Raw genomic sequence first — 25354 nt, forward strand, 5'->3', positions numbered from 1 at the left:
CTGGGCCGGCCGGCGGACACACCTCAGTGGGGGCGCTGCCACGCTCCTATCAAGTCACGCCGGTCGGTCCTGACCACCGGTGACCGGCACAACGCATGATCGCCAACCCGCAAGCAGGCGGCAGCGACGCTACGAGCCAGGTCACCAGCGGCCAGGATCCCAACCACCGCAACAGCGGCAACACCACCCTGACACTGACGCGACGCTACGCCTCCGCGGCGGGCGTCCCACTCTGCGAACCACAGCGTTTCCACAGCAAGACACAGCGAAACGACAGGTCATCCGGGGTGTCCCGGCCGTTGGCCCGGCATGGGAAGACGCATCGGGTGGATGCTGGCGGGCGCGGGTTTGGTCGCCGCGGCGCTGGTGGCGGTGGGCGGCGAGCGAGTGACCCCGGTGGCGTCGACGGCGGACCCGCCGGCTCCCCCGGACGACACGGCGATCAGCCCGAGCCCGGTGGCGTCGACGGCGGAGGTCCCGTACCCGGATCTGTCGTCGGTGGCGCAGGACGTGGAAGACGCGGTGACGGCGGCCTCGCACGGCACGGGCGTCGGGTTCGTCCTGTACGACCGGGAGTCGGGCAAGGAGCTGGCGTCCCTCAACGCCGACCGGCCGTACTACACGGCCTCGGTGGTGAAGCTGCTGATCGCGATCGACGAGGTCCGCGACGACTCGACGGGCGCCTGGACCCTCCCGGACACCGACGCGGTGGACGACCTGACGACCATGCTGGAGGGCAGCAACGACGCGATCGCCTCCGAGTTCTGGGAGCGCAACGGCGGCAGTGCGATCATCACGCGCACAGCGGCGTTGATCGGGCTCACGCAGACGACCCCGCCGACGGACCCGACCCAGTGGGGAATGGCGAAGACGAGCGCATCGGACGTGCTGGCGACGTACCAGTACCTCCTGGACGTGATCCCGGACGAGGTGGCAGCGCCGTTGCTGGCGGCGCTGGGCAACGCCCGCAACCCGGCCGACGACGGCTGGGACCAGTACTTCGGCATCCCGGACGCCCTGCCGGGCCGGTCCTGGCAGATCAAGCAGGGGTGGATGATCCTGCGCACCGCCCTGGTGCTGAACACGACGGGCGTGGTGGGTGGCCGGTATGTGGTGGTGTTGATGACGCAGCAGCCCTTGGTCAGTTCGGCGAAGGGACGCGCGGCGGTGACCGCGGGGATCAAGACGCTGGCACCGTTGCTGACCCAGCTCGACGCCACCTGAGCACGTGGGTGTGACCCGCGGTGGGTGGCGAGGGCGGCCGCAGCCGTCGCGGGAGCCAACGCCGAGGTGGGCGTGCCGTCGAGGGCGCGGCCGGGATCCAACGCCCCGGCAGTGACCCGATTTCGGCTTCGGCGATCCGCACGACGGTGAGCAGGGTGGAGATGCGGTCGGCCAGGGCCGCCGCATCCGCTTGCCACACCGCTCTGCCGTCCACACAACAAGATTTCCGGCCCCAGAACAAGAACACGAAGCGCCGATTTCCCATTCCACGGCGAAGCCGAATCTTCAAGAACCAGCCACAAGAGTCCGAGCCCGCTCGATATCAGGCCCACGATAAAGCCGTTCAGGAATCCGGGCAAGAGTAGACGGATGAACCTGAGAACCCAACCCGTACAACTTCTGAAAACTCATGATCAAAGGCCGCCAGGCATCAGGGTCGATGTGATCCTCGGTCCCCGGAACCCGAATGGAGTCATGCACGAAAACCCGCTGAACCCGAACTTCAATGGCCACAACCCCACCCCGCTGCTGCGAATCATCATCGGCAATGGGATGAACAGCCTCGACAACAGCTTCCATGGCAACGGGACACTCGGCCACCCGAGGAGGAGACACGGTCTCGGACGCAGCAGGAGTCAACCCAGCCCGAGCGAACTTCTCGGAAACGTGGAAGTACCCGCGCTTGACCTTCCCAGGCGGAACGGGATCCGACCCGGTGGTCAACGCGAGCCGGTCGACGGCGGGGGCAAGCGCATCCGAAGGCAGGTTGAGCACGCATTCGCGAGTGCGCAACAGGTTCTGGGTGGTCTTGGACCGGGCACCAAGCCCGAGCATGGCCCGCCAGCCGAGCCAGAAGGCGGACGACATCGGCGCCAGGTTGGCCGAGCCGTCCTCGTTCTCACTGGAGATCAGCACTACCGGGGTGCCGAAGTACAGGATGCCGGGCTCGATGGAAGTGTGCGTAGGAGTCACAGGAACGATCCTGCCGCCGCGGCCGAACCCGGCGCTGGCGGAAATCGGCCGTGGCGATCACCGGAGCGGGGCAGCTCCGGTGATCGCCACGACGCGTCAGTTCGCCTGTGTCAGCGCACGACGGGTGAGCACCCGCGCCAGGTGACGCCGGTACTCGGCGGTGGCGTGCGGCTCGTCCGGCGGCGACGTCCCGTCCGCGGCCAAATTCGCGGCGTCCGCGATGGACGAACCCGACGCGAGCGCGGCTTCCGTGGCCGACGCGCGCAACGGGACGCCGCCCATGTTCACCAGGCCCACGCGGCCGCCGACGACGGCCACACCCACCATCGCCCAGTCGATCGCGCGCCGCGTGAACTTCTCGAAGCCCCAGCCCTGGCCCGTCTGACGCGGCAGGCGGATCTCCACCAGCAGCTCGGACGGCTCCAACGGCGTCGTGAACGGTCCGAGGAAGAACTCCGACGCCGGGATCCGGCGCTCCCCCGCCGGCCCGCGCGCGACCAGGACCGCGTCCGAGGCCAGGACGGCCGCGGGCAGGTCGGCCGCGGAGTCCGCGTGCACCAGCGAGCCGCCGATCGTGCCGCGGTGGCGAACCTGCCGGTCACCCACCGAAGCCGACACGTGGGCCAGCAGCGGCGCGTGCTCCAGCAGCACCGGGTCGCGTGCCAGGTCGCTGTAGCGGGACAACGCGCCGATCGCGACGTCTTCGCCGTCGAGCCGGACGTAGCGGAGCTCGTCGAGCGGTGCGATGTCCACCAGGTACTCCGGCGCGGCCAGCCGCAGTTTCATCAGCGGCAGCAGGGAATGCCCGCCGGCGAGAACCTTCGCCTCTTCGCCGTGCGCGGCCAGCAAGGCCAGCGCTTCGTCCACCGTGGACGCTCGCTGGTACTCGAACGAAGCCGGGATCACCGGTCCACCTCCTGACCGGACGCGTCGATCACGGCGCTCACGATGTTGTGGTAGCCCGTGCAGCGGCAGAGGTTCCCCTCGAGGCCGGCCCGCACCTCGTCGCGCGTCGGCTTCGGGTTGTCGGCCAGCAGCGACACCGACGCCATGATCATCCCCGGCGTGCAGAACCCGCACTGCAGGCCGTGCTGCTCGCGGAACGCGCGCTGCACCGGGTGCAGCGAACCGTCCGAAGAGGACAGACCCTCGACCGTCGTGACGGCGTGCCCGTCGGCCTGCGCGGCGAGCACCGTGCAGGACTTGACCGACTCGCCGTCGAGCAGCACCGTGCAGGCGCCGCAGGACGTCGTGTCGCAGCCGATGTTCGTGCCGGTCAGCCCGGCGGTGTCCCGCAGGAAGTGCACCAGCAGCGTCCGGTCCGGTACCTCCTCGGCCACCGGCTGCCCGTTGACCTCGATCGAAACCTTCACCGCGCGTTTCCCTTCGAAAGTGCGGCCCAGACCCGGATCGGGGTCGTGGGCATGTCCAGGTGCTTGACGCCGCGGGCGGAAAGCGCGTCCACCACGGCGTTGTGCACGGCGGGTGTCGAACCGATCGTCGCGGCCTCGCCGATCCCCTTGACGCCCAGCAGGTTCCGGTCGGTCGGGGTGGCCATGTCGACCAGCTCGAAGTCCGGCAGCTCGGCCGCGGTGACGAACGAGTAGTCCGCCAGCGTCGCGGTCGTCGGGTTGCCGTCCTCGTCGTAGGTGACGACCTCCAGCAGCGCCTGCGCGGCGCCCTGGCCGAGCCCGCCGTGGCGCTGACCGCGGAAGGTCAGCGGGTTGACGATCGGGCCGGCGTCGTCGACGGCGACGATCCGCCGCAGCTCGACCTTGCCGGTCTCGGTGTCGACGTCGACCACGGCGAGGTGCGCGCCGAACGGGAACGTCGGCTTGCCGCCGCCGAACCAGACGTCGGCGGTGAGCTTGCCCCCGGACGCCGTCTCGGCGACCTGCGCCCAGCTGAGCACGGTGCTCGAGGGCGCGCCGCGGACCTGCCAGACGCCGCGCTCGACGTCCAGTTCGAGGTCCTCCGGCGCGGCTTCGAGGAGTTCGGCCGCGAGCTCGCGCGCCTGCGCGATGACCTCGTCGGCGGCCTGGCGGATCGCCGAGCCGCCCAGCTGCAGCGACCGGGAGCCGAAGGTGCCGACGGCCTTGGGCACCTCGTCGGTGTCGCCGTGCTTGACGGTGATCTTCTCCAGCGGCACGCCGAGCTGGTCGGACAGGAGCATCGCCAGCGACGTCCCGAGCCCCTGGCCGTGCGGGGAGCTGCCGGTCCAGGCGACGACCGAACCGTCCGGGTGGAGGTCGACGCGGCCGCTCTCGCCGCCCGCGTCGCCACCGGTGATCTCGACGTACGCGGCGATGCCGAGGCCGAGCTCGACCGGCTCGCCCGCGTCCCGCCGCCGTTGCTGCTCGGCGCGCAGTTCGGTGTAGCCGGCGGATTCGAGGACCTTGTCCAGCGCCGCGGCGTACTCCCCCGTGTCGTAGGACGCGCCCGTCGGCGTCGTGTACGGGAACTCCTCCGGCCGGATGAAGTTGACCCGGCGGACTTCGGCCGGGTCGAGCCCGATCTCCGCGGCGAACCGGTCCATGGCCCGCTCGACCGCGGCGGTCGCCTCCGGGCGGCCGGCCCCGCGGTAGGCCGCGATGGGCGTGGTGTTCGTGACGACCGCGCGGCTGCGCGTCTCCACCTTCGGGAACCGGTACACGCCGACGGCCATCAGTTCGGTCAGCGTCGGCAGGAACAGGGTCCGCGGGTACGCGCCGGCGTCCTGGATGACGTCGAGGCGGTACGCGAGGACGGTGCCGTCGCGCCGGCCGCCGATGGTGACGGTGTTCTGCTGCGCGCGGCCGTGCGTCATCGCGGTGAGGTTCTCGCTGCGCGACTCGACCCAGCGCACGCCGCGGCCGAGTTCCCTGGCGGCCCAGCCCAGGACGGTCGCTTCGGGGTCGGCGCCGATCTTCGCGCCGAAGCCGCCGCCGACGTCCGGGGCGATGACGCGCACCTTTTCCTCGCCGACGCCGAGGCTCGCGGCCAGCTGAGTCCGGGCGATCTGGGCGTTCTGGGTGGAAAGCCAGACCGTCAGGCGGCCGTCCTCGCCCCAGGCGCACGACGCGCCGCGCACTTCGAGGGGCGCGGGTGCGACGCGCTGGTTGAGGATGGTCGTCGTGACGACCACCTCGCAGTCCGCGAAGATCCCGTCGTCGAACTCCGCCGCACCGTTGACCTGCACGATGTTGCTGCCGGTCTCGGGGTACAGCACCGTGTCGCCCGCCAGCGCGGCGTCGATGCTCGCGACGGCGTCGAGGGGGTCGTAGTCGATGTCGACCAGCTCGGCCGCGTCGGCCAGCTGGTACCGCTCTTCGGTGACGACCAGCGCGACGGGCTCGCCGACGTAGCGCACCACGCCGTCGGCCAGCCACGGTTCCTTCACCGGTCCCGCGGCGTGCGGGTCGAGGCCGAGGTCGGCGGCGGTGAACACCCCCAGCACGCCCGGTGCCGCCTTCGCCTCGCTGACGTCAATGCTTTCGATCCGCGCGTGCGCGACGGGACTGCGCACGAACGCCGCATGCGCGGCGCCGGAAAGCGCTTCCTCCCGCAGGTCGTCCACGTAGGTGCCGCCGGCGGTGATCAGGTTCTGATCTTCCTGGCGGACCACCCTGGTCCCGACAATGCTCATCTGGTCTCCTGCTCGCCGTTACCCCGCCGATCATGCCCTGTCTTTTCAGGAGATCGCCAGCACCACCGCGAGCCCGAGCCCGGCGATTCCGATCCCGATGCGCAACGGCGTCGCGGGGAGGTGGCGCACGAGCGTCGAGCCGAGCCACGCGCCGCCGAGGGAGCCGAGGCAGACGGCGAGCGCGGCGGGCCAGACGACCTTGCCGGTGACGGCGAAGACGATCGCGGCGAGCAGGTTGGCCGAGCCGGTGACCAGGTTCTTCGCCGCGTTCGTCCGGGCGAGCGGCTGGCTCCAGACGGAGACGAGGAGCGCGAGCATCAGGACGCCCGCCGCCGCACCGAAGTAGCCGCCGTAGATGCCGATGAAGAACGCGGCCACGCCGGTGGCCGGGCTGAGACCGTGGTGCTCGGCGCCTTCGGCCAAGCGGCGCAGGCGCGGGCCCGCCATGAGGACGATCGAGGCGGCACCGATCAGCCACGGCACGATCGCGGTGAAGGCGTCGGACGGGGTCAGCAGCAGGACGAGCCCGCCGCACGCCCCGCCGACGGTGGTGATGACGCACAGCGGGACGAGCTTCCGCCGCTGCCCGGCGAGCTCGGGCCGGGCCCCGGCGGCACCCCCGGCGGTCGTGCCGAGCATGGCGACGGTGTTGGTGATGTTGGCGGTCACCGGCGGCAGGCCGGCGGCGAGCAGAGCCGGATACGAGACGAGCGACGCGAGCCCGGCGACGGCCCCGGTCAGGCCGGCGCCGACACCGGCGAGGACGAGCAGGAGGAGGACGCCGGGGTCTGTGATCACGTTGTCAGTCCACCACGGCGACAGCGCAGCGGCACGGGCGGCCGACGGTATAGGTTGTTATACGAATTAGCGAGGTCTTGTCCGAAACCGGACGGGATCCGGCAGCGGGCTTGCCCCGGTGCCGCGGGGCGTCCCAGAATCCGCGCTGACAAGGTTGTCACCGAGCGGAGTGCGGACCATGGCTGAGTTGAACCGGCGAAAGGCCCTCCTGGGCGCGGGCGGCGTCGCGGCCCTCCTGGCCTCGGGACTGGTACCCGGCGTCGCGCAGGCCGCACCGCCGCGGACCCAGGCCGGCCCGCCGGACGCCGTCGCCGCCACCTACCTGCGGGTGCTGCTCCGCCACACGCGCTGGGCCGAGCAACAGTTCGACAAGACCGCCGGGATCTACCCCGCGAAGGACTTCACCTTCGCCGTCGTCCTCGGCAACGCCCTGCTGCTCACCCGCGACGGTTACGACGCCGGCACCGCCGGCGTGGATCAGGCCACGCTCAAGGACCACACCCTCGCCACCATCCGGCACTTCGCCGCGTCGAACCTCCTCACCGGGGGCACCGAGTGGGGCCGGAAGCTGTTCTTCGACACCACGTTCCAGTCGTACTTCCTGCTCGCCGCCCGTCTCCTGTGGACGGACCTCGACGACACCACGAGGCGGAACGTCGAGCGCATCGCGACAGAGCAGGCCGCCTACACCACCGCGCTCGGCGACCGGGACGACCCGGCGTCGGGCACCTGGACGCCGAACGGCCGGAAGGGCGGCTACGTCGGCGACACCAAGCTCGAGGAGATGGGCGTCTACGCGCAGTCGCTGGCCCCCGCGCTCGCGTGGGCGCCGAACGATCCGCGCGCGCAAGCGTGGCGTGACGCCTTCGGCGCGTGGAGCCGCAACGAAGGCGGGCTGCCGGCCGCCGACCTGGCGAACCCGCGGCTCGTCGACGGTGTGCCCATCAGCGCCAACACCGCCACCAACCTCTACGACACCTTCCTCGTCGAGAACCACGGTTCCTTCGGCCCGCACTACCAGGAAGAGCTGTGGCGGACGTCCGGCCGGAACTCGATGCACTTCCTCGCGGCCGGGACACCGTTGCCCGAAGTCCTGACCGCGCAGCCCAACGGCGAACTGCTCTGGCGCACCATGCTGCTGATGACCAGCGACGCCGGCGAGCCGCTGATGCCGATGGTCGCCGACCGCGAGCACCTCTACGGCCGCGACGTCATCCCGCTCGCCTTCCGCGCCCAGGTGCTCGGCGACCGCTACGCCGCCCGCGCCGAGGCCGACCTCGCCGCGCGGCTCGAGCCGTACCAGGCGTACGAGCCCGTCGACCGGATCACGAAGTTCTCCGGCGAGCCGAAGTACGAGCCGGAGGCCCGTGCCGAACTCGCCATCAGCTACCTGCTGCACGAATGGCGCGCCGGGCGAGGTCCGGTCACCCCCGCGAGCAAGGCGGACTTCGACGCGCACGCCGCCGGGGTCGCCGACTTCGGCACCGGGCCGGGCCTGCTCGCCCACCGCTCCCCCGGCGCCTGGGCGGCGACCGCGACCAAGCCCGGCTTCGTGAAGTTCGCCTGGCAGCCGCACCACGACGACTGGCTGTTCGTGCTCGGGGGCGCGAACCCGATGTTGCTGCCCGCGACGAACGTGCCCGTGAAGGAACGGCACGCCACGACCTACGAGAAGGTCCGCGACGGCTTCGACGGCACCGTCGGCGTCCTGCGGTTCGACGCCGGGTACGCCGCGCTCGCCACCCTCCCGACCGGCGCCGCGGTCTACGCCAGCACCGGCGTCGCCGCGGGCGAAGGCGTGCTGAACGTCTACAACCTCGGCATGCCGGGCGTGCCCGGTCTCGACGGCGACCGCACGTACCGAGCGGCCGAAGGCTCGGTGACGGTGAAGGCCCAGGCCGCGCCCACCGGCGCCCGCGTCGACGACCTGGCCTTCGCCGCCGTGACCGCCCGGTACGTCCGCATGCTCGGCGTCCAGCCCGACCCGCAGTACGGTTATTCGCTGTGGGGCTTCGAGGTCCACCACGGCGACGGCCCGGACCTCGCGCGAGCGGGAACCGCGTCGGCGTCTTCGGCCAGCTCGGGCAAGGAAGCCAAGTACGCCAACGACGGCGACGCCACCACTCGCTGGGCAGTGTCCACATCGGACCGGCCACGGGCCGACAGCTGGCTCGCGATCGACCTCGGCGCGCCGGCGGCGTTCGACCGCGTGACGCTGAGCTGGGAGGCGGCCGCCGGGCGGAAGTACCGCATCGAAACATCCTCGGACGGCGTGACCTGGACGTCCGTCGTGACCTACCCGGTGCCCGCCCTGACCAGCACCGGCGGCTGGCTGGACATCGACGGCCGGGCCGGGATCCTGGTCGACGGCCCGAACCCGCTCACCGTCACCGGCGACCGCGTCACGCTTTCCGACGGGCCCGCCGCGCCGCTGCTCGCCGAGCTGTACCCGGCGCCCCGGAAGCCGGGGAGCCCGCGCGTCACCACCACGAACGCGGTCCGCGCAACCGTCGCCGACGGCTTCCTCGTGCTGCTCAACCTTTCCGGCGCCGCGGCCGGCGGCACAGCGCACCTCCCCCAGGACAGCGGCACGTACCGGCTGTACCGCGGCGAGCAGACGATCACGAAGACGGGCACCGACGTTTCCTACGCACTCGCCGCGGCGGAAGGCCGGATCGAACCCCCGCGGTTCACCGTGCGGGGCCCGGCCGGGCTCGAGGCGGTCGTCCGCGACGCGAGCCGCGTCGACCTCACGGCGCCGTCCGGGCTGCTCCCGGTCGTGGTCACGGTGGCCCCGGACGGTGGCCGCCCGCGCCAGGTGGTGCTGCCGCCGCGCCGGACCGTGCCCGTCGTGTTCGGCGACGTCCGTCCCTACCCGCTGGCCGACGCCGCGCTCGGCCGGACCACCTTCCCCGCGGAGCCGCTGCCGCCGGGGATGTCGAGTCCCTCGGCGGCCGTCGACGACGACCCGGGGACGGCGTGGCAGCCCGGCCCGGACGGCCGGATGGTCGTCGATCTCGGGGCGGTGACGGCGGTTTCCGCGGTGGAACTGGCCTGGACGCCCGGACGCCGTCCCGCGACGACCGTCGAGACCAGCGTCGATGGCGTCACCTACCGGAAGGCGCACACCGGTCCGGCTCGGTACGTGGCGGTCCGGACGGGCTGGCGGCCCGGCGATGCGGGCCTCGCGCGGATTTCCGTCCGGACTTGATCGATCTCGCACCGCTCGCGGTGGCCCCGAGGGCGAGTACCTTTGCAGCACAGGGCCCCCGGGAGGACGGATGCGCGTCACGATCGCCGAGGTCGCCCGCCGCGCGCGGGTGAGCAAGACGACCGTGTCGAGGGTGCTCAACAACAAGGCCGATGTGGACGCGGCGACCGCGATCCGGGTGCGCGAGGTGATCGCGGCGACCGGGTACATCCCGAGCGCCGGCGCGGTCGGGCTGGCCCGCGGCGTGACCCGCACGGTCGGCATGCTCGTCCCCGGGCTGACCTGGCCGTGGATGGGCGAGGTGCTGCAGGGCGTCGCCGACGTCGTGGAGGCGAAGGGCTACGGCCTGCTGCTGTCCACGGCCAACCGCGGCGCCGACTCCCTCGACGAGTTCTCGCGGCAGGTGTCGGCGAAGGCGTTCGACGGGCTGCTGCTCGTCGAACCCCCGGACGCCGTGCGGCACCTGCGCGTGCTGCACGACTCCGGGCTGCCGGTGGTGGTGATCGACGACCGCGGCCGCCGGCCCGCGTTCCCGTCGGTGGGCACGAGCAACCGCGACGGCGGCGCGGCCGCGGCCCGGCACCTGCTCGGCACCGGCCGCACCCGGCTCGCGACGGTCACCGGCCCGCGCGATTTCGGCTGCACGACCGACCGGCTCACCGGATTCCGCGACGTGATCCGCGAAGCCGGTCTCGTGCTGGACCCGAACCTGATCATCGAAGGCGACTTCACGAGCGAAAGCGGCGAGGCCGCGATCCTCCAGCTGCTGGCGACCGGGCCGCCGTTCGACGCCGTCTTCGCCCACAACGACCTCACCGCGGCCGGCGTGCTGGCCGGGCTGCGGAAGGCCGGGCGTGCGGTGCCGGCGGACGTCGCCGTGGTCGGCTTCGACGACATCCCCCTGGCCGCGCACACCCAGCCCCCGCTGACCACCGTCCGCCAGCCGCTGCGGCAGATGGGCGAGACGGCGGCCCGGCAGCTGCTCGCCCTGCTGGGTGGGGCACCCCGGCCGGACGAGCCGCTGATCGTCCCGACTTCCCTGGTGATCCGGGAGTCGACTCAGGAGACGGTCAGCGCCGCCGAAAGCGGGACGGTGCGCGAGGAATCACCGACGTAGACGCGGTACTGGCCCGCGTTCGTCGTCCACGCTCCGGTCCAGTGGGCGAGGTCCCGCGGAGTCAGCGGGAACGACACCTGGGCGCTCTGCCCCGGGTTGAGCTGCACCTTCTTGAACCCCTTCAGTTGTTTGGGCGGCTCGCCGTTGCCCGCGGGCTGGCCGACGTAGAGCTGGACGACGTCGGCGCCCGCCCGGCTACCGGTGTTGGTCACCGTGCCCGTCACGGTGGCCGTGCCGTCGGTGCCCTGCGGCGTGACGACCAGGTTCGAGAAGCCGAACGTCGTGTACGACAGCCCGAAGCCGAACGGGAACAGCGGCTCCAGGTTCCGGCTGTCGTACCAGCGGTACCCGACGTCGAGCCCTTCGGAGTACTCGATCCGGTCGTTCGCGCCGGGGAACTGCTGGACGTTCGCGGTCGGCAGGTCGGCGACCTGCTTCGGGAAGCTGACCGGCAGCTTTCCCGACGGGTTGACGTCGCCGTAGAGCAGCGACGCGAGCGCGTTGCCGTTCTCCTGGCCCGGGTACCAGCCCTCGATGACCGCGGCGACCTTCGACAGCCACGGCATCGTGACCGCCGAGCCCGTGTTCAGCACGACGACCGTGCGCGGGTTGGCCGAGGCGACCGCGTCGATCAGGTCGTTCTGCTGGAACTGCAGGTCGATCGTGTCGAGGTCCTGCGTCTCGGACTCGCCGTAGCCGGCGAACACGACCGCGACGTCGGCCGTGCGAGCGGCCGCCACCGCCGCCGGGATGTTCGGCGCCTGGACGTGTTCACCCGCCCCGTCCACATAGGACACCGTGACGCCGGAGCCGGCCCGCGCCCTGATGCCGTTGATCGGGTTCACCGACGCCGGCGACGGGTTGACCTTCGCGCTGCCGCCGCCGATGTTCTGCGGGTCGATGCCGTCCCCGCCGGACAGGGCGATCGACTTCGTCGACGCGGTCAGCGGCAGCACGCCGTTGTTCTTCAGCAGCACCGACCCGGCCGCCGCGACGACCCGCGCGGTCGTCACGTTCGCCGCGTTCGTCACGACCGACTGGGGGGTCCCCCGCCGGGCCCGGTCGAACACGCCGAACTTGACCATCTGCGTCAGCACCCGCCGGACCATGTCGTCGACGCGCGCCTGTGTGACCTCGCCGCGCGAGACGGCGTCGAGCAGGCCCTGGCCGAAGAACGCGCCGCCGGGCATCTCCATGTCGAGCCCGCCGTCGGCCAGCTGCCGGGCGCCGCCGGTCGCCGAACCCCAGTCGGAGCCGACGAACCCGCCCCAGTTCGCGTCCTGCTTGATCGCCTGGGTGAGCACGCCGGCGCTCTGGCACGCCGGGACGCCGTTGATCTGGTTGTAGGCGCACATCATCGACGCGACCTGGCCCTGGCTCGCCACCTGCTGGAACGCCGGCAGGTACAGCTCGTGCAGGGTCCGGTCGTCGACGATCACGTTGTCCGACGGCGTCCCGCGCGACGCCCCGGCCTCGACGTTGTACGCGGCCGCGTGCTTGGCCTGCGCCATCACGCCCTGGCTCTGGATGCCCTGGATCGTCGCCGTCCCGGCCGCGCCCGCGAGGTACGGGTCCTCGGCGTAGGTCTCGAAGTCGCGGCCCCAGCGCGGGTCGCGGACCAGGTTGATCGTCGGGCCGAGCGCGATGTCGACGCCCTTGCCCGCGAACTCGGCACCCATCGCGCTGCCGTAGCGGTTCATCAGCGCCGTGTCCCAGGTCGCGGCCGCGGACACCGGCGCCGGGAACTGGGTGACGCCGTCGAGGCCGTCGCCGACCCCGGCGGGGCCGTCCTGCAGGCCGAGTGCCGGGATGCACAGCTCCGGCACGGCGTCGGTGTTGCCGATGTACGGCCCGGTCGCGCCGTTGCCGTGCAGCACCGCCACCTTCTGCTGCGGGGACATCGCGGCCATGAGCTGGGTGACGCGGTCCGCCACCGGCGCGGTCGAACCCACCCACGGGCACCCGGTGGCCGGCGGGGCGCTGTCGGACGTGTGCACCCCGAACTCCCACAGCGACACGCCCCACTGGGTGGCCCGCGCGGTCGCGTTCATGCGGACGTAGCGAGCGGTCCCGGACACCGCCGGGTGCTCGGTGCCGCCCGCGCCGGTCACCGTGGCCGCCGTGGTCCAGGACGCCCCGTCCGTGGAGAGCTGGATCGTGTACGCGCCGGCGTACGCCGTCTCCCAGGTCAGGTCGACGCCGCAGACCGGGCGTGCGCTGCCGAGGTCGACCTGGATCCACTGCGGGTCCGCGGCCAGGCTCGACCAGCGAGTCCCGCCGTCGCCGTCGAAGGCCGCGCTTGCCGGGAAGGCGTCCGATTGCACGCTGGACGCCGTCGCCGGTTGCCGCAGCGCCGCGTTCGCGCTGCCGCAGGCCTGCGACGCACCGTCGCCGTAGACCTGGAACTCCCAGAGCGACACGCCCCACTGGGTCGCGCGGCGGGTGGTGGTCAGGCGGACGTACCGGCCGGTGCCGGACACCGGCAGCGTCTGCGTGCCGCCGGTGCCGGTCGTCGTCGAGTACACAGTGGACCACTGGCTGCCGTCGGCCGAGGCCTGGATCGTGAACGCCGTCGCGTAGGCCGCCTCCCACTGGAGGACGACCTGGTTGAGCGTGTGCAGGGCGCCGAGGTCGACCTGCAGCGTCTGCGGGTCGGCCGCCAGGCTGGACCAGCGGGTGCCGGGGTCGCCATCGACCGCCGCCGACGCCGGGAACGCGGCGTTCTCGGTCGAGGACGCGGTCACGGCGTGCCCCTGCGAGAGCAGCGTCGGAGCCGCCTGAGCGGTGGGCACCGGCATGACGAGTGCGACGGTGACCACCACGCCGAGCGCGAGCCTCCTCACTGGTAGACCCGCACGTAGTCGATCACCATGTCCTGCGGCAGCACGGTCCCGGCACCCGGCGGGCCGGGGAAGTCGCCGCCGATGGCGTTGTTGAGGATCAGGAAGAACGGGTGGTCGTACACCCACGGCCCCCGCGTCGACTCGACGGTGTCGCGGTTGATCGTCTCGAACGCGGTGCCGTCGACGGAGAAGGTCATGTGGTTCGCGTCCCAGTCGAGCCCGAACTTGTGGAAGCCCGCCGAGACGTCCTGGCCGAGATCGAAGGGCGCCCCGATGCCGCCGGCGCCGTTGTACGCGGGCGCGTGGATGGTCGAGTAGGCGAGGTTCGGCGACTTCCCGACGTGCTCCATGATGTCGATCTCGCCGCAGTTGGGCCACGGCGTGCCGCTGAAGAAGTTGGCGCCCAGCAACCAGAACGCGGGCCAGAGCCCCTGCGTGCCGGACACCTTGATGTTCGCCTCGACGTGCCCGTAGGTGAAGCTGAACTTGCCCGCGGTGTTGATCCGGCCGGAGGTGTACTGGCAGGTGCCGCTGCCGCTGACCGGGTCGACCGGGCACGCGCTGCCCGGCGTCGCTTCGCGGCGGACCTGGATGACGAGGTTGCCGTGGCCGTCCTGCTTGGCGTTGTTGTTGTTCGTGTAGTACTCGAGCTCGTTGTTGACGCCGGGGCCGGTCTCGGCGGTCCACTTGCTCGCGTCGGGGGCCGCACCCGCGGCGCCGTTGAACTCGTCACTCCAGACCAGGGTGCCCGGGAACTGCGGGGCCGGCGGCGCGGGCGGCGGGGTCGTCGGGTTGCCGCCGGTGCCGTAGACGTCGAAGCCCCACAGCGAGTAGCCGTAGCCGTTGGACCGGGCCGTGCCGTACATCCGGACGTACCGGCCGGAGCCGTTGACGGTCAGCGTCTCCTTGAACCCCTTGCCGGTCGTGGTCGAGTAGATCGACGTCCAGTTCACGCCGTCGTTGGACACCTGGATCTGGTACGCGACCGCGTACGCCGGGTCCCACTGGAGAACCACCTGGTGGACGGCCGCGGTGGCGCCGAGGTCGACGCTGATCCAGCCCGGGTCGACCCAGCCGGTGGTCGCGCTGGTCGCCCAGCGCGTCGCCGGGTCGTGGTCGAACGCCTTCGCCGGGACGCAGCCCGGGCAGGCGCCGTCGTCCTGGTACGAGGACGCGCTGCCGGACTTGCCGTAGGAGAGCAGGACGTCGCCGGGCTGCGTGGTGCCGCCTCCGCCGTAGACCTGGAACTCCCAGAGCGAGTAGCCGTACTGCGTCGCGCGCTGGGTGCCGGTGAGCCGGACGTACCGGCCGCTGCCGGTGACGGACAGGGTCTGGGTGCCGCCGGTCGCGGTGGTGGTCGAGTAGAGGGTGCTCCAGGTCGCGCCGTCGGCGGACGCCTGGATCGTGAACGCTTTGGCGTAGGCGGTTTCCCAGTTCAGGACGACCTGGGACAGCTGCTGGGTGGAGCCGAGGTCGACCTGCAGCCACTGCGGGTCGCTGAAGGCGCTGGACCAGCGCGTCCCGGTGTCGCCGTCGACCGCGGCGGACGCCGGGAACGCGACGGACTCGGTCGAGGACGCCGTCACCGGACGGCCTTGCGAGAGCAGGACGGGGGCGGCCTGGGCCACCGGCGCGGTGAAGAGCGCGGCCAGGGTCAGGACGAGGACGGCGAGAACCCGGGTTCTCGGCATGCGGCGTTGCATGGGCACCTCCACGGCGAACCGGCACCGGGGCGGCCTTGCCCCGGCGCGGATCGGCTCACGTGGTCGGCCGCGCGGGTGTGGGTCCCGCTCGGCGGCACGCTCTTAGTTCAGGATATAAATAAAGAGTCGGAAAATGTCAACGACGCTGCGCCGGACGGTCGCGGACCACGCCGCGGACTGGTCCGGGAGAACGAATCCGCGCCGGAACCTTGACTCCGCCGAACCCCGCGGTGTTGACTTCGAGCCGCTGGAACCGGTTCCGTGACCGCCACCCGGACCCGGTTCCCCGTCACACGCACACTTTCGGGCTGACTGGTTCGCACGCCTCGCACCACCCGGTACCGCTCCTCCGGCTCACGGCGCCGGGCGGGTGCCCGGCCGCGGACCCGCCGCACCACCCGAGCCGGCGCGAGCTGTGGGGCTCGCCCGGCCCGCTTCGCACGTCTTCCCCCCGATCAGCAGGCAGGCCGATGAGATCAACGACGTTCTCCCGTTTCCTCGTCCTCGCGACTTCCCTCGTCACCGGGCTGACCACCGCGGTGGTGGTCGGCTCCGCACCGGCGCAGGCCGCCGCGTGCGGCACCACCAACCTCGCGCAGGGCCACCCCGCGACCGCGTCCTCGACCGAAAACGGCGGCACCCCCGCGTCCGCCGCGGTCGACGGCAACGCCGGGACCCGCTGGTCCAGCGCGTTCAGCGACCCGCAGTGGCTGCAGGTCGACCTGGGTTCCGCCCAGTCGCTCTGCGACGTGGTGCTCACCTGGGAAACCGCTTACGCGAAAGCGTTCACCGTGCAGCTGTCCCCGGACGCGAGCACCTGGACGACCGCGTACTCGACCACCACCGGCACCGGCGGCACGCAGACGGTGTCCCTTTCCGGCACCGCGCGCTACCTGCGCGTCTACGGCACCCAGCGGGCGACCGGCTACGGCTACTCCCTCTGGGAAGTCGCCGTGCACGGCACCGGCGGCGGGACGACCATCCCGCCGACCGACCCGCGCAACCCGGACCTCGGGCCGAACGTGTCGGTGTTCGACCCGTCGACCCCGGCCGCGACCATCCAGAACCGGCTGACGCAGATCGCGGACCAGCAGCACACCAACCAGTTCGGCAACGAGCGCTACGCCGTGCTGTTCAAGCCGGGCAGTTACGACGCCGACGTCAACCTCGGCTTCTACGAGCAGGTCGCGGGCCTGGGCCTGTCCCCCGACGACGTCAACCTCAACGGCCACGTCCGCGTCGAGGCGGACTGGCTGCAGCAGGGCGACAACCCGAACAACAAGGGCAACGCGACGCAGAACTTCTGGCGCTCCGCCGAAAACCTGTCGGTGACCCTGCCGGCGGGCCAGGTCGAACGCTGGGCCGTCGCACAGGCCGCACCCTACCGCCGGATGCACCTCAAGGGCAGCCAGATCCAGCTGTGGAACGGCGGTGACGGCTGGGCCAGCGGCGGCCTGATCGCCGACAGCAAGATCGACGGCGTCGCGGTTTCCGGTTCGCAGCAGCAGTTCCTGACCCGCAACAGCGAGCTGGGCGGCTGGCAGGGCGGCGTCTGGAACATGGTGTTCGTCGGCTCGACCGGCACGCCGGCGCAGTCGTTCCCGAACCCGCCCGAGACGGTCGTCGGCCAGACCCCGGTGATCCGGGAGAAGCCGTTCCTCTACGTCGACGGCTCGGGCAGCTACAACGTGTTCGTCCCGGCCCTGCGGCAGAACTCGCAGGGCACCAGCTGGGGCCACGGCACCCCGGCCGGGCAGTCGATCTCGCTGAGCGAGTTCTACGTCGCGCACCCGTCCGACTCGGCCGTGACGCTCAACGCCGCCCTGGCCGCGGGCAAGAACCTGCTGGTGACGCCGGGTGTCTACCACCTCGACCAGGCGCTGACCGTCACGCGCCCGGACACCGTGGTGCTCGGCCTCGGCCTCGCGACGCTGATGCCCACCAACGGGAACGCGGCCATCACGACGTCCGATGTGGACGGCGTGAAGATCGCGGGCCTGCTGATCGACGCCGGCGCGGTGAACTCGCCGGTGCTCGTGCAGGTCGGCCAGCCGGGCTCGGCCGCCGGCCACGCGGCCGACCCGACGTCGCTGCACGACGTGTTCTTCAGGATCGGCGGCGCGGCCGTCGGGAAGGCCACGCAGACGCTGGTGGTGAACTCGAACAACGTCATCGGCGACCACATGTGGCTGTGGCGCGGCGACCACTCGAACGGCGTCGGCTGGAACGTCAACACCGCGGCGAACGGCCTGGTCGTCAACGGCGCGAACGTGACGATGTACGGCCTGTTCGTCGAGCACTACCAGCAGTACGAGGTGCTCTGGAACGGCAACGGCGGGCGGACGTACTTCTTCCAGAACGAGATGCCGTACGACCCGCCGGACCAGGCGTCCTGGTCCAGCGGGGGCGGCCGGCAGGGCTGGGCGGCGTACAAGGTGGCCGACTCGGTGACCAGCCACGAAGGCTGGGGCCTGGGCAGCTACTGCTTCTTCAACACCAACCCGTCCATTGTGGCCAGTCACTCCTTCGAGGTGCCGAACACCTCCGGGGTCCGGTTCCACGACCTCGTGTCGGTGTCACTCGGCGGCGTGGGCACGATCGCCCGCGTGATCAACGACGCCGGTGACGCCGCGAACACCGGGCACCAGGTCAGCCCGCTGGTCGCCTACCCGTAACACCGCGGCGACGTACGCGTCCGGGCGGACCAGCCAGGCCTCGCCCGGACGCGCACCCAGCGCGCCACCCACCGGGATCCCGGCCGACCGCATCCCGGCCTCGACCCCCGGCGTCGTCAGCAGCAGGAACCCCTGGCGGGCCAGGTCACGCAACCGTCCACTCGCGACGGTCACATCCGGCAGCAGCACGCCGGGGCCGGGCGGCGGCAAGGCCCCGCGCGGCGGCCGTCCGGCGAACGGGCGGGCCGGGTCCGGGGTCGTCAACGGCGAATCCGCGTACCAGTACGGCTCGGCCAGCCGCCCCGAATCCACCTGCTCGCAGGCGGCCGGGTCGTGCGCCGCGCGCGTGAGGACGTCCAGCCGGCGTTCGCGCTGACCGTCGTCCTGCGGCACCAGGAAGTCCATCGTGGCCGTGGTGACCGCCGCGTTCTCCTCCGCCGCCGCGTGCCGCTCGGTGTGGTAGCTCTCCAGCAGGTCCTCCCCCGCGTCGCCGCGGAGCACCCAGGCCAGCTTCCAGGCCGCGTTTTCCGCGTCGGCCACCCCGGAGTTGAGGCCGCGGGCCCCGAACGGCGCGACGAGGTGCGCGCAGTCGCCGGCCAGCAGCACCCGCCCGACGCGCATCCGTTCGACGAGCCGGGTGTGGAAGCGGTAGACCGAGCGCCAGACGACCTCGTACGGCGCCGGGCCGATGATCGCCCGGATCCGCTTTTCCAGCGCTCCGCCCGATTCCTCGGCCGCCAGGTCGTAGTCCTCCGGGACCTGCCAGTCGATCCGGAACTCCGGGCCCGGGCACGGGTGGATCAGCACCTGGCGGCCCGGGTTCCACGGCGGGTCGAAGTAGAACCGCCGCTCGGCCGCCCAGCCCGGCAGGTCGGCCCGGATGTCGCAGATCAGGAACAGGTCCCGGAAGGACACGCCTCGGAGGTGCTGTCCGAGGGCCCGCCGCACGGTGTCGCCGCGCGCGCCGGCGCACGCGATCGCGTAGTCGGCTTCGATCGTGCGCGGCCCGTTCGCGGTCGCGCACTCGACCACCACCCGGCCGGGCTGGATCAGCCCGGTGACGCGGTGGCCGCGGCGGACGTCGATCAGCGGCTGCTCGGCGATCAGCTCGTCGAGGACCTCCTCGACGCGTGCCTGCGAGAGGTTGACGAACGGCGGCAGCGCGGACCCGGCGTCGGGCAGCTTCAGCGAGAACAGCTCGGCGTCGCGGTGGAACGTCCGCGCGGTCGTCCAGGTGAGGCCCTCCTCGGCGAGGCGGCCCGCGCCGAGGGAGGCCCAGACGTCCAAAGTGTCCCGTTGCTGGCAGATGGCCTTGGACCCCACGGGGTCGCGCACCTCGTGCTCGTCGACGAGCACCACCGGCACGCCCCAGCGCGCGAGCAGCAGCGCGGCCGTCTGGCCGACCGGACCGCTGCCGAGGACCGCAACTGTCATCGTTCTAGCCCTGCAGCTGGTCCCAGACTTCGCGGTCGCGTTCGGCGGTCCACACCACCGGCCGTTCGATGCCGCCCAGCTCGTCCCACAGCCGCGAGACGTCGAAGGGCAGGCAGTGCTCGAAGATCGGCCACTGCCCGTACTGGCCGGCGAGTGCCGCGTGGGTGCGTTCGAAGGCTTCCTTGAGCGTGCCGCCGGCGTCGCGGACCGCGCCGACCTCGCGGATCATCGTGGCCAGGAAGTGCCGGGTCTGCGCGATGGCGGCGTCGACCGCTCCGGCCCCGCGGCTCACCCCGCCGCGGCCGCCGATCAGCGTCTCCGCCCCGAACGCGCCGACGCGGTCCAAAGTGGACGACGCCCATTCGCGGTGGAACGCGTCACCCGTGTAGAGCGCCGCTTCGGCTTCGACGAGGTCGCCGGCGTAGAGGATCTTCTGGCGCGGCAGCCACGCCACGATGTCGCCTTCGGTGTGGCCGCGCCCGCAGTACTGCAGGACGAGGTCGCCGCGGTCGCCGCCGAGGTCGATGGTGAGGCGGTCGGAGAAGGTCAGCGTCGGCCAGGTCAGACCCGGCACCGAGTCGGCGGCCTTGGCCAGGCGCGGCATCCGGCCGAATTCGCTCTCCCAGTCCTCTTTGCCGCGTTCGGCGACCAGGGCCCGGGTGTTCTCGTGCGCGACGATCACGTCGGCATCGAACGCGGACGCGCCGAGCACGCGCACCGCGTGGTAGTGGCTCAGCACCAGGTAGCGCACGGGTTTGTCGGTGTGCTCGCGGAGTTTCTCGAGCCATTCGGCCGCGGCGACCGGCGTGGCCAGCGCTTCGAAGCAGACGAGGAAGTCCTCGCCCTCGATCGCGCCGATGTTGGGGTCGCCTTCGGCGGTGAGCGCGTACACGCCGTCGGCGAGCACTTCGAGGGTTTGCGCTTTCTCCGCCAGGTCGGCCGAAGAGGCGAAGGCTTTCTTCGTCACGGCGAGCGCTCCTTCTGATCGTCAAAGGTTTGACTATCTCGCGGGTCACCCTAGCCCGCCGGGGCGGCGCGCGGAACCCCTTCGCCTAATCTGGTCCGCATGACCGACCGACCGGCCGAAGACCTCGACTACCTCTCGTTCGTCGACTACGCGATCGGGAAGACGAAGGCGGAACTGCCGGACACCGACCCCGTCGCGATGCGCCTCGGGCTCACACTGCACCGGCTGGCGGGCGCGCTGGTCTACGACTGGGAGTCGACGGTGCACCGCCCGCGCGGCCTGAGCTGGGGCGGCTTCCGGGTGCTGTTCGTGCTGTGGCTCGCGGGCCCGCTCGAGTCCCGGCACGCGGCCCGGCTGGCGGGGATGAGCCGCGCGGCGGTGTCGGCGCTGGTCAAGACCCTGGAGCGCGGCGGCCTGGTGACGCGCACCCAGGTGCCCGAAGACCGCCGCGCGGTCCGGCTGACGCTGACGGAAGCGGGCCACACGGCCGTGACGGACGCCTACCAGGCGCACAACACGCGCGAGCGCGCCTGGGCGGCCTCGCTGACGGCAGACGAGCAGACCGTCCTGATCGGACTGCTGGAGAAGCTGACGACGGGCCCCGCCGCGGCGGCGGCCCAGCGGCTGGCCTAGCTGGCCAGCCCCGGCAGGGTGTGCCCGGTCTGCTCGGCCTTGGCCCGCAGGTAGCGGACGTTGTTCTCGGTGGCGAAAACGCCGGTCGGGACCCGGTCGCGCACCACGATCCCGGCGGCTTCGAGCTGCGCCGCCTTGTCCGGGTTGTTGGACAGCAGATCGACCTCGCCGACGCCCAGCGCCTCGAGCATCTGCGCGGCGACGGTGTAGTCGCGCGCGTCCTCGGGCAGGCCGAGCGCGGCGTTGGCGGCGTAGGTGTCGAGGCCGCCGTCCTGCAGGGCGTAGGCGTCGAGCTTGTTGTACAGCCCGATCCCCCGGCCTTCCTGACGCAGGTAGAGCAGGTAGCCGCCGGCTTCGGAGATCTTCTCGACCGCCTCGGCCAGCTGCGGCCCGCAGTCGCAGCGCGCGGACCCGAAGACGTCCCCGGTCAGGCATTCGGAGTGCGGCCGCACGAGCGGCACGGCACCGGGCGTCCCCAGCACGAAGGCGAGGTGCTCACCGTCGTCGGCGAGACCGCGGAAGGTGACGGCCTCGGCATCGACGGCGACCCCGCCGAGCCGCAGCGGGATCCGCACCCGCGTCCGCACCTCAGCCACCGTCATGCCGTCTCCTGCCCGCCGTCTCCGGAATCGACCCTACCGAAGGTGCACATCGGACACCGCCGACCGGGTCGCACGTCACTTGATCGAACACAGCGGGCGCACGGCTTCTTCCCGGACGCGGGTGTCCGGTGCCTCACGACGGAAAAGCGGTGGCGCCCGTCTCATATCCTCGGGCCATGATCCCCGGTGCCACCGCCGCTTCGTTCCTGCTCGTCGTCGTGCTCGGGGCGATGTCGCCCGGGCCGGACTTCGTCGTCGTGACGCGGACGTCGCTCAGCGGGGGGCGGCGGGCCGGGATCGCCGCCGGGGCCGGGATCGCGCTCGGGGTCTTCGCCTGGGTCGTCGCCATCGCGCTCGGGGTCGCCGCCGTGCTCACCGCGTCCGCCGTCGCCTTCAGCGTCGTGAAGCTCGTCGGGGCCGCCTACCTCGTGTTCCTCGGCGTCAAGGCGTGGCTCGCCGTGCGGCGCGGTGACTACCGGGACCTCGGGGCCGCCCGGGACGCCAAGCCGCTCAAGGCCGGCGCCGCCTTCCGGCAGGGGCTCTTCACCAACCTGCTCAACCCCAAGGTCGCCGTGTACTTCCTGGCGCTGCTCCCCCAGTTCCTGCCCGCCGACGGCTCCACCCTGCAGACGCTCGAGCTGGCCGCCATCGCCACCGTCGGCACGGTGCTGTGGTTCTGCGCGCTCGCCGTCGTGGTCGGCGCGTTGCGCCGGTTCTTCAGCGACGGCCGCGTCCGGCGGGCCCTCGACGCCGTGCTCGGCAGCGTCCTCGTGGCGCTCGGCCTCAAGGTCGCTGCCGAAACGGCGTGAGGGGCCCCGGCCGTCAGAGCTGGTCCGCCGCGAGCCGCGTGCCCTCGACGCGCGCCTTGATCTTGGCGAACGCGATGTCGCGCGACGTCGACGTGTCGTCGGCGAACGGCGAGAACCCGCAGTCGTCGCACGTGCCGAGCCGGTCGGCCGGCAGGTACTTCGCCGCGGTGAGCACGCGGTCGCGGACCTCTTCCGGCGTCTCGACGCGCGGGTCGATCGGGTCGATGACGCCGACGAAGATCCGCTGGTCCGCCTGGAGGTGGTCGGCGATCACCTGCAGGGCGCGGGTCGGCTCGGCCTCGCTCGCGAGCTGGACGTAGAAGGTGCCCGCCTTGAGCTGGAACAGCGTCGGCAGCAGGCCCGCGTAGTCGACATCGAGGCTGTGCACCGAATCCTGGTCACCGCCCGGGCAGGTGTGGACGCCGATCTTCGCGCGCTCCTCGGCCGTGAACCGGTCGAGCACGGCGTTGTTCAGATCGACGAACTGCCGCAGCAGCCCGCCCGACGGGTCGAGCTTCAGCGACAGCCGGCCTTCGGTGAAGTCGATCTGCACACTGGCCGCGCCCGCGTCCAGGCTGCGGCGGATGTCCGCTTCGGCCTCGTCGACGAGGTCGGCGACGAACTGCTCCTGCGAGTAGCCCTCGATGCCGTCGCCCGGGTAGATCAGGGAGATCGCCGACGCGGCGATCACGGCCTGCTTGACCGGTTTGTCCGTGAGGGTTTTCGCACGCGTCAGGTAGGAATCGGCGTGGGTCGCGTAGCGGAACGGGCCCGCCGTGAGCCGCGGCAGCTGCCGGGTGTGCCCGTCGGCGAACGGGATGACGACGCCGTCCGGGGCCAGGGCCTCGAGCCCGGCCAGCGGGTACGTCGCGAAGCTCGGCTTTCCCTGTTCTCCGTCGGTGAGCACCGGCGAGCCGGTCTCCTCGAAGCGCTTGATCGTGTCGGCCAGCGCGCGGCTCTCCAGCTCGGTGAGCGCCGCGGCGTCGATCCGGCCGCCCGCGAACTCGCCGAGCCCCTCGACGAGGTAGTCCGGACGCGGGATGCTGCCGATCGGCTCGGTGGGCAGGGTCATCGAGTCCTCCGCTTTTTGAAGGTCCTGACCGGCCACGTCCCGGCGCGAAGCCGGCCTGACCGGCTCGTGCACCGCGAACCTAGCGTGACCGGGACCGGTCACGGAGCGCGGATCACCCGGTCGGAGCAGCAAAAAGCACGAAATGAGAAGGCGATTGGCGGTTCGCCGGGGGGACTATTGGGTATTCGCTCTGGCGATACGGCGGGTTCGGCGCCGAAGGAGTACCCCGATGCTCAGCCACCACGATCGCACCGAGCTCGAGAAGATCGAGCGGAACCTCGAGCTCAGTGACCCCGACCTGGCCGCCGCGCTGCGCGACGGCAAGCGCCCGAAGTCGCGCGCCCTCCGGAGCGCCCTGCTGATCGGCTTCGACGTCGTCGCCGTGTCCCTCCTGGTCCTCGGCCTGGTTTTGCCCGACCCCGGGGTGACGCTCTGCGGGATCGTCGCCCTGACCGGCACCGTCTGGACCCACGTGGCACGCCACCGCGTCTGACGTTCTGAGGCAGACTGGGCCCGTGAAGTGGGTCCTGCACGTCGACCTCGACCAGTTCATCGCCGCGATCGAGATCGCCCGCCGCCCGGAGCTGCGCGGGCGGCCCGTCGTGGTCGGCGGCAACGGCGACCCTGCGGAACGCGCCGTCGTGGCGACCGCGTCCTACGAGGCCCGCGAGTTCGGGGTCCAGTCCGGCATGCCGCTGCGGATCGCCGCCAAGCGCTGCCCGGACGCCGTCTTCCTGCCGAGCGACCCGCCGGCCTACCTCGAGGTGTCCGAGCACGTGATGGCCGTGGTGCGGGAGTTCCCGGTCGTGGTGGAGGTGCTCGGCTGGGACGAGGCGTTCGTCGGGGCGGAGGCCGACGACCCGGAGGCCCTGGCGGCCGCGATCAAGGAGGCGGTGGCCCGCGAGACCGGGTTGTCGTGCGCGGTCGGGATCGGGGACAACAAGCTGCGGGCCAAGCTCGCCACCGGGTTCGGCAAGCCGGGCGGGATCTTCCGGCTGACGCAGGCGAACTGGTGGGAGGTCATGGCCGCGCGCCCGACCGACGCGCTGTGGGGCATCGGCGGGAAGACGGCGAAGAAGCTCGCCGAGCTCGGGGTCCACACGGTCCTCGACCTGGCCGGCGCGGACGCGGCGGAGCTCGCGGCGCGGTTCGGCCCCAAGACCGGCCCGTGGCTGCGGCTGCTCGGCGGCGGCATCAGCGACGCGGAAGTCAGCGCGACCCCCTGGGTGGCCCGCTCACGCAGCCGCGAGACGACGTTCCAGCGCGACCTCACGGACCCCGCGGAGATGGCGGCCGAGGTGTCGGCACTCGCGAAGCGCGTCTCGCAGGACGTGCTCGACGAAGGCCGCCCGGCGGCGCGGGTCGCGGTCAAGGTCCGGTTCGTGCCGTTCCTGACCCACACCCACAGCATCACCCTGCCGGCGCCGACGTCGGACGCCGACGAGATCGACCGGGCCGCGCAGGAGGTGCTCGGCATGTTCGAGCTGACCCGCGCGGTGCGGCTGCTGGGCGTGCGGGCCGAGTTCTCGCGCGAAGACTAGATGTGATGTCCGGGGAGGTTGGTCAGCCGGGTGATGGGTGTCTTGCCTCCGACGGATGAGTGGGGTCGGTGGTGATTGTAGAAGTGCAGCCACCCGGGCAGGGCTGACCTGCGGTCGTGTTCGCTGGG

Annotated in this window: 20 protein-coding genes; 8 read left to right on the forward strand and 12 right to left on the reverse strand. The window is 71.9% G+C overall.

Annotated features, from left to right (window positions below):
* Positions 1–309: 309 nt before the first annotated feature.
* On the forward strand, positions 310–1224 hold the full coding sequence (locus tag ACYVLJ_RS47615; RefSeq protein WP_460443703.1) for a hypothetical protein: 915 nt from the start codon (positions 310–312) through the stop codon (positions 1222–1224).
* Between the two features lie 285 nt (positions 1225–1509).
* Here the strand turns inward: ACYVLJ_RS47615 and ACYVLJ_RS47620 are convergent, their stop codons facing one another.
* From ACYVLJ_RS47620 to ACYVLJ_RS47640, 5 genes are all read right to left on the reverse strand, one after another.
* On the reverse strand, positions 1510–2139 hold the full coding sequence (locus ACYVLJ_RS47620) for a flavin reductase family protein (protein WP_460443716.1): 630 nt from the start codon (positions 2137–2139) through the stop codon (positions 1510–1512).
* 153 nt (positions 2140–2292) lie between these two features.
* On the reverse strand, positions 2293–3102 hold the full coding sequence (locus tag ACYVLJ_RS47625) for an FAD binding domain-containing protein (RefSeq protein ID WP_460443704.1): 810 nt from the start codon (positions 3100–3102) through the stop codon (positions 2293–2295).
* Entirely contained in the window at positions 3099–3569 is a 471-nt protein-coding gene (locus ACYVLJ_RS47630) for a (2Fe-2S)-binding protein (protein WP_451987976.1), read from the reverse strand. Before ACYVLJ_RS47630 ends, ACYVLJ_RS47625 begins: the two co-directional genes overlap by 4 nt.
* Positions 3566–5821, reverse strand: coding sequence for a xanthine dehydrogenase family protein molybdopterin-binding subunit (locus ACYVLJ_RS47635; RefSeq protein WP_460443705.1), 2256 nt, complete (start codon positions 5819–5821; stop codon positions 3566–3568). The genes ACYVLJ_RS47630 and ACYVLJ_RS47635 overlap by 4 nt, the downstream gene beginning before the upstream one ends.
* A gap of 45 nt (positions 5822–5866) precedes the next feature.
* The gene (locus ACYVLJ_RS47640) at positions 5867–6619 is read right to left on the reverse strand and encodes a sulfite exporter TauE/SafE family protein (RefSeq protein ID WP_460443706.1); all 753 of its coding nucleotides are present in this window, start codon (positions 6617–6619) and stop codon (positions 5867–5869) included.
* Between the two features lie 178 nt (positions 6620–6797).
* Here ACYVLJ_RS47640 and ACYVLJ_RS47645 point away from each other — a divergent pair, with 178 nt between their 5' ends.
* Together ACYVLJ_RS47645 and ACYVLJ_RS47650 are read left to right on the forward strand one after the other, a co-directional pair.
* Positions 6798–9830, forward strand: coding sequence for a discoidin domain-containing protein (locus ACYVLJ_RS47645; RefSeq protein WP_460443707.1), 3033 nt, complete (start codon positions 6798–6800; stop codon positions 9828–9830).
* Positions 9831–9900: 70 nt separating this feature from the next.
* The gene (locus ACYVLJ_RS47650) at positions 9901–10947 is read left to right on the forward strand and encodes a LacI family DNA-binding transcriptional regulator (protein ID WP_451987984.1); all 1047 of its coding nucleotides are present in this window, start codon (positions 9901–9903) and stop codon (positions 10945–10947) included.
* Here the strand turns inward: ACYVLJ_RS47650 and ACYVLJ_RS47655 are convergent.
* Positions 10890–13790: a glycoside hydrolase family 3 C-terminal domain-containing protein gene (locus ACYVLJ_RS47655; RefSeq protein ID WP_460443708.1), complete on the reverse strand. Its 2901-nt coding sequence runs from the start codon at positions 13788–13790 to the stop codon at positions 10890–10892. The genes ACYVLJ_RS47650 and ACYVLJ_RS47655 overlap by 58 nt on opposite strands.
* Complete coding sequence (locus ACYVLJ_RS47660) at positions 13787–15481, reverse strand: discoidin domain-containing protein (protein ID WP_460443709.1); 1695 nt, start codon at positions 15479–15481, stop codon at positions 13787–13789. Before ACYVLJ_RS47660 ends, ACYVLJ_RS47655 begins: the two co-directional genes overlap by 4 nt.
* 482 nt (positions 15482–15963) lie before the next feature.
* Here ACYVLJ_RS47660 and ACYVLJ_RS47665 point away from each other — a divergent pair, with 482 nt between their 5' ends.
* A complete protein-coding gene (locus tag ACYVLJ_RS47665; protein WP_460443710.1) occupies positions 15964–18168 on the forward strand; it encodes a discoidin domain-containing protein in 2205 nt (734 codons plus the stop codon).
* Here the strand turns inward: ACYVLJ_RS47665 and ACYVLJ_RS47670 are convergent.
* Both ACYVLJ_RS47670 and ACYVLJ_RS47675 read right to left on the reverse strand, forming a co-directional pair.
* Complete coding sequence (locus tag ACYVLJ_RS47670) at positions 18070–19602, reverse strand: FAD-dependent oxidoreductase (protein ID WP_460443711.1); 1533 nt, start codon at positions 19600–19602, stop codon at positions 18070–18072. The two genes, ACYVLJ_RS47665 and ACYVLJ_RS47670, sit on opposite strands and share 99 nt — an antisense overlap.
* Positions 19603–19606: 4 nt before the next feature.
* Complete coding sequence (locus ACYVLJ_RS47675) at positions 19607–20569, reverse strand: MBL fold metallo-hydrolase (protein ID WP_451987992.1); 963 nt, start codon at positions 20567–20569, stop codon at positions 19607–19609.
* A 99-nt stretch (positions 20570–20668) separates the two neighbouring features.
* On the opposite strand from ACYVLJ_RS47675, the gene ACYVLJ_RS47680 reads away from it, so the two are divergent.
* Positions 20669–21202 (forward strand): MarR family winged helix-turn-helix transcriptional regulator, encoded by a 534-nt coding sequence (locus ACYVLJ_RS47680; RefSeq protein ID WP_460443712.1) that lies wholly within the window; start codon positions 20669–20671, stop codon positions 21200–21202.
* On the opposite strand, the gene ACYVLJ_RS47685 is transcribed toward ACYVLJ_RS47680, so the two are convergent.
* Positions 21199–21804 carry a GTP cyclohydrolase II gene (locus tag ACYVLJ_RS47685; RefSeq protein ID WP_460443713.1) on the reverse strand — a complete coding sequence of 202 codons (606 nt, stop codon included), beginning with the start codon at positions 21802–21804 and terminating at the stop codon, positions 21199–21201. The two genes, ACYVLJ_RS47680 and ACYVLJ_RS47685, sit on opposite strands and share 4 nt — an antisense overlap.
* A gap of 176 nt (positions 21805–21980) precedes the next feature.
* Here ACYVLJ_RS47685 and ACYVLJ_RS47690 point away from each other — a divergent pair, with 176 nt between their 5' ends.
* Positions 21981–22613 carry a LysE family translocator gene (locus ACYVLJ_RS47690; RefSeq protein ID WP_460443714.1) on the forward strand — a complete coding sequence of 211 codons (633 nt, stop codon included), beginning with the start codon at positions 21981–21983 and terminating at the stop codon, positions 22611–22613.
* A gap of 13 nt (positions 22614–22626) precedes the next feature.
* Here ACYVLJ_RS47690 and ACYVLJ_RS47695 read toward each other — a convergent pair whose 3' ends face one another.
* On the reverse strand, positions 22627–23685 hold the full coding sequence (locus ACYVLJ_RS47695; RefSeq protein WP_451988000.1) for a cobalamin-independent methionine synthase II family protein: 1059 nt from the start codon (positions 23683–23685) through the stop codon (positions 22627–22629).
* Positions 23686–23914: 229 nt separating this feature from the next.
* On the opposite strand from ACYVLJ_RS47695, the gene ACYVLJ_RS47700 reads away from it, so the two are divergent.
* Both ACYVLJ_RS47700 and ACYVLJ_RS47705 read left to right on the forward strand, forming a co-directional pair.
* Entirely contained in the window at positions 23915–24178 is a 264-nt protein-coding gene (locus ACYVLJ_RS47700) for a DUF3040 domain-containing protein (protein ID WP_451988002.1), read from the forward strand.
* 22 nt (positions 24179–24200) lie between these two features.
* Positions 24201–25226 carry a DNA polymerase IV gene (locus tag ACYVLJ_RS47705; protein ID WP_460443715.1) on the forward strand — a complete coding sequence of 342 codons (1026 nt, stop codon included), beginning with the start codon at positions 24201–24203 and terminating at the stop codon, positions 25224–25226.
* Here the strand turns inward: ACYVLJ_RS47705 and ACYVLJ_RS47710 are convergent.
* Positions 25223–25354 (reverse strand): integrase core domain-containing protein (locus ACYVLJ_RS47710; RefSeq protein WP_460443717.1); only part of this gene is annotated, 132 nt, incomplete at its 5' end. The two genes, ACYVLJ_RS47705 and ACYVLJ_RS47710, sit on opposite strands and share 4 nt — an antisense overlap.

The organism is Amycolatopsis stemonae (assembly GCF_054781455.1).

Excerpts from the sequence above, each read along its gene's own strand:
- ACYVLJ_RS47660 (WP_460443709.1), bottom strand. The coding sequence starts at position 15,481 with ATGCCGAGAACCCGGGTTCTCGCCGTCCTCGTCCTGACCCTGGCCGCG.
- ACYVLJ_RS47680 (WP_460443712.1), top strand. The coding sequence starts at position 20,669 with ATGACCGACCGACCGGCCGAAGACCTCGACTACCTCTCGTTCGTCGAC.
- ACYVLJ_RS47650 (WP_451987984.1), top strand. The coding sequence starts at position 9,901 with ATGCGCGTCACGATCGCCGAGGTCGCCCGCCGCGCGCGGGTGAGCAAG.
- ACYVLJ_RS47685 (WP_460443713.1), bottom strand. The coding sequence starts at position 21,804 with ATGACGGTGGCTGAGGTGCGGACGCGGGTGCGGATCCCGCTGCGGCTC.
- ACYVLJ_RS47700 (WP_451988002.1), top strand. The coding sequence starts at position 23,915 with ATGCTCAGCCACCACGATCGCACCGAGCTCGAGAAGATCGAGCGGAAC.
- ACYVLJ_RS47670 (WP_460443711.1), bottom strand. The coding sequence starts at position 19,602 with ATGACAGTTGCGGTCCTCGGCAGCGGTCCGGTCGGCCAGACGGCCGCG.
- ACYVLJ_RS47635 (WP_460443705.1), bottom strand. The coding sequence starts at position 5,821 with ATGAGCATTGTCGGGACCAGGGTGGTCCGCCAGGAAGATCAGAACCTG.
- ACYVLJ_RS47645 (WP_460443707.1), top strand. The coding sequence starts at position 6,798 with ATGGCTGAGTTGAACCGGCGAAAGGCCCTCCTGGGCGCGGGCGGCGTC.
- ACYVLJ_RS47695 (WP_451988000.1), bottom strand. The coding sequence starts at position 23,685 with ATGACCCTGCCCACCGAGCCGATCGGCAGCATCCCGCGTCCGGACTAC.
- ACYVLJ_RS47615 (WP_460443703.1), top strand. The coding sequence starts at position 310 with ATGGGAAGACGCATCGGGTGGATGCTGGCGGGCGCGGGTTTGGTCGCC.
- ACYVLJ_RS47665 (WP_460443710.1), top strand. The coding sequence starts at position 15,964 with ATGAGATCAACGACGTTCTCCCGTTTCCTCGTCCTCGCGACTTCCCTC.
- ACYVLJ_RS47690 (WP_460443714.1), top strand. The coding sequence starts at position 21,981 with ATGATCCCCGGTGCCACCGCCGCTTCGTTCCTGCTCGTCGTCGTGCTC.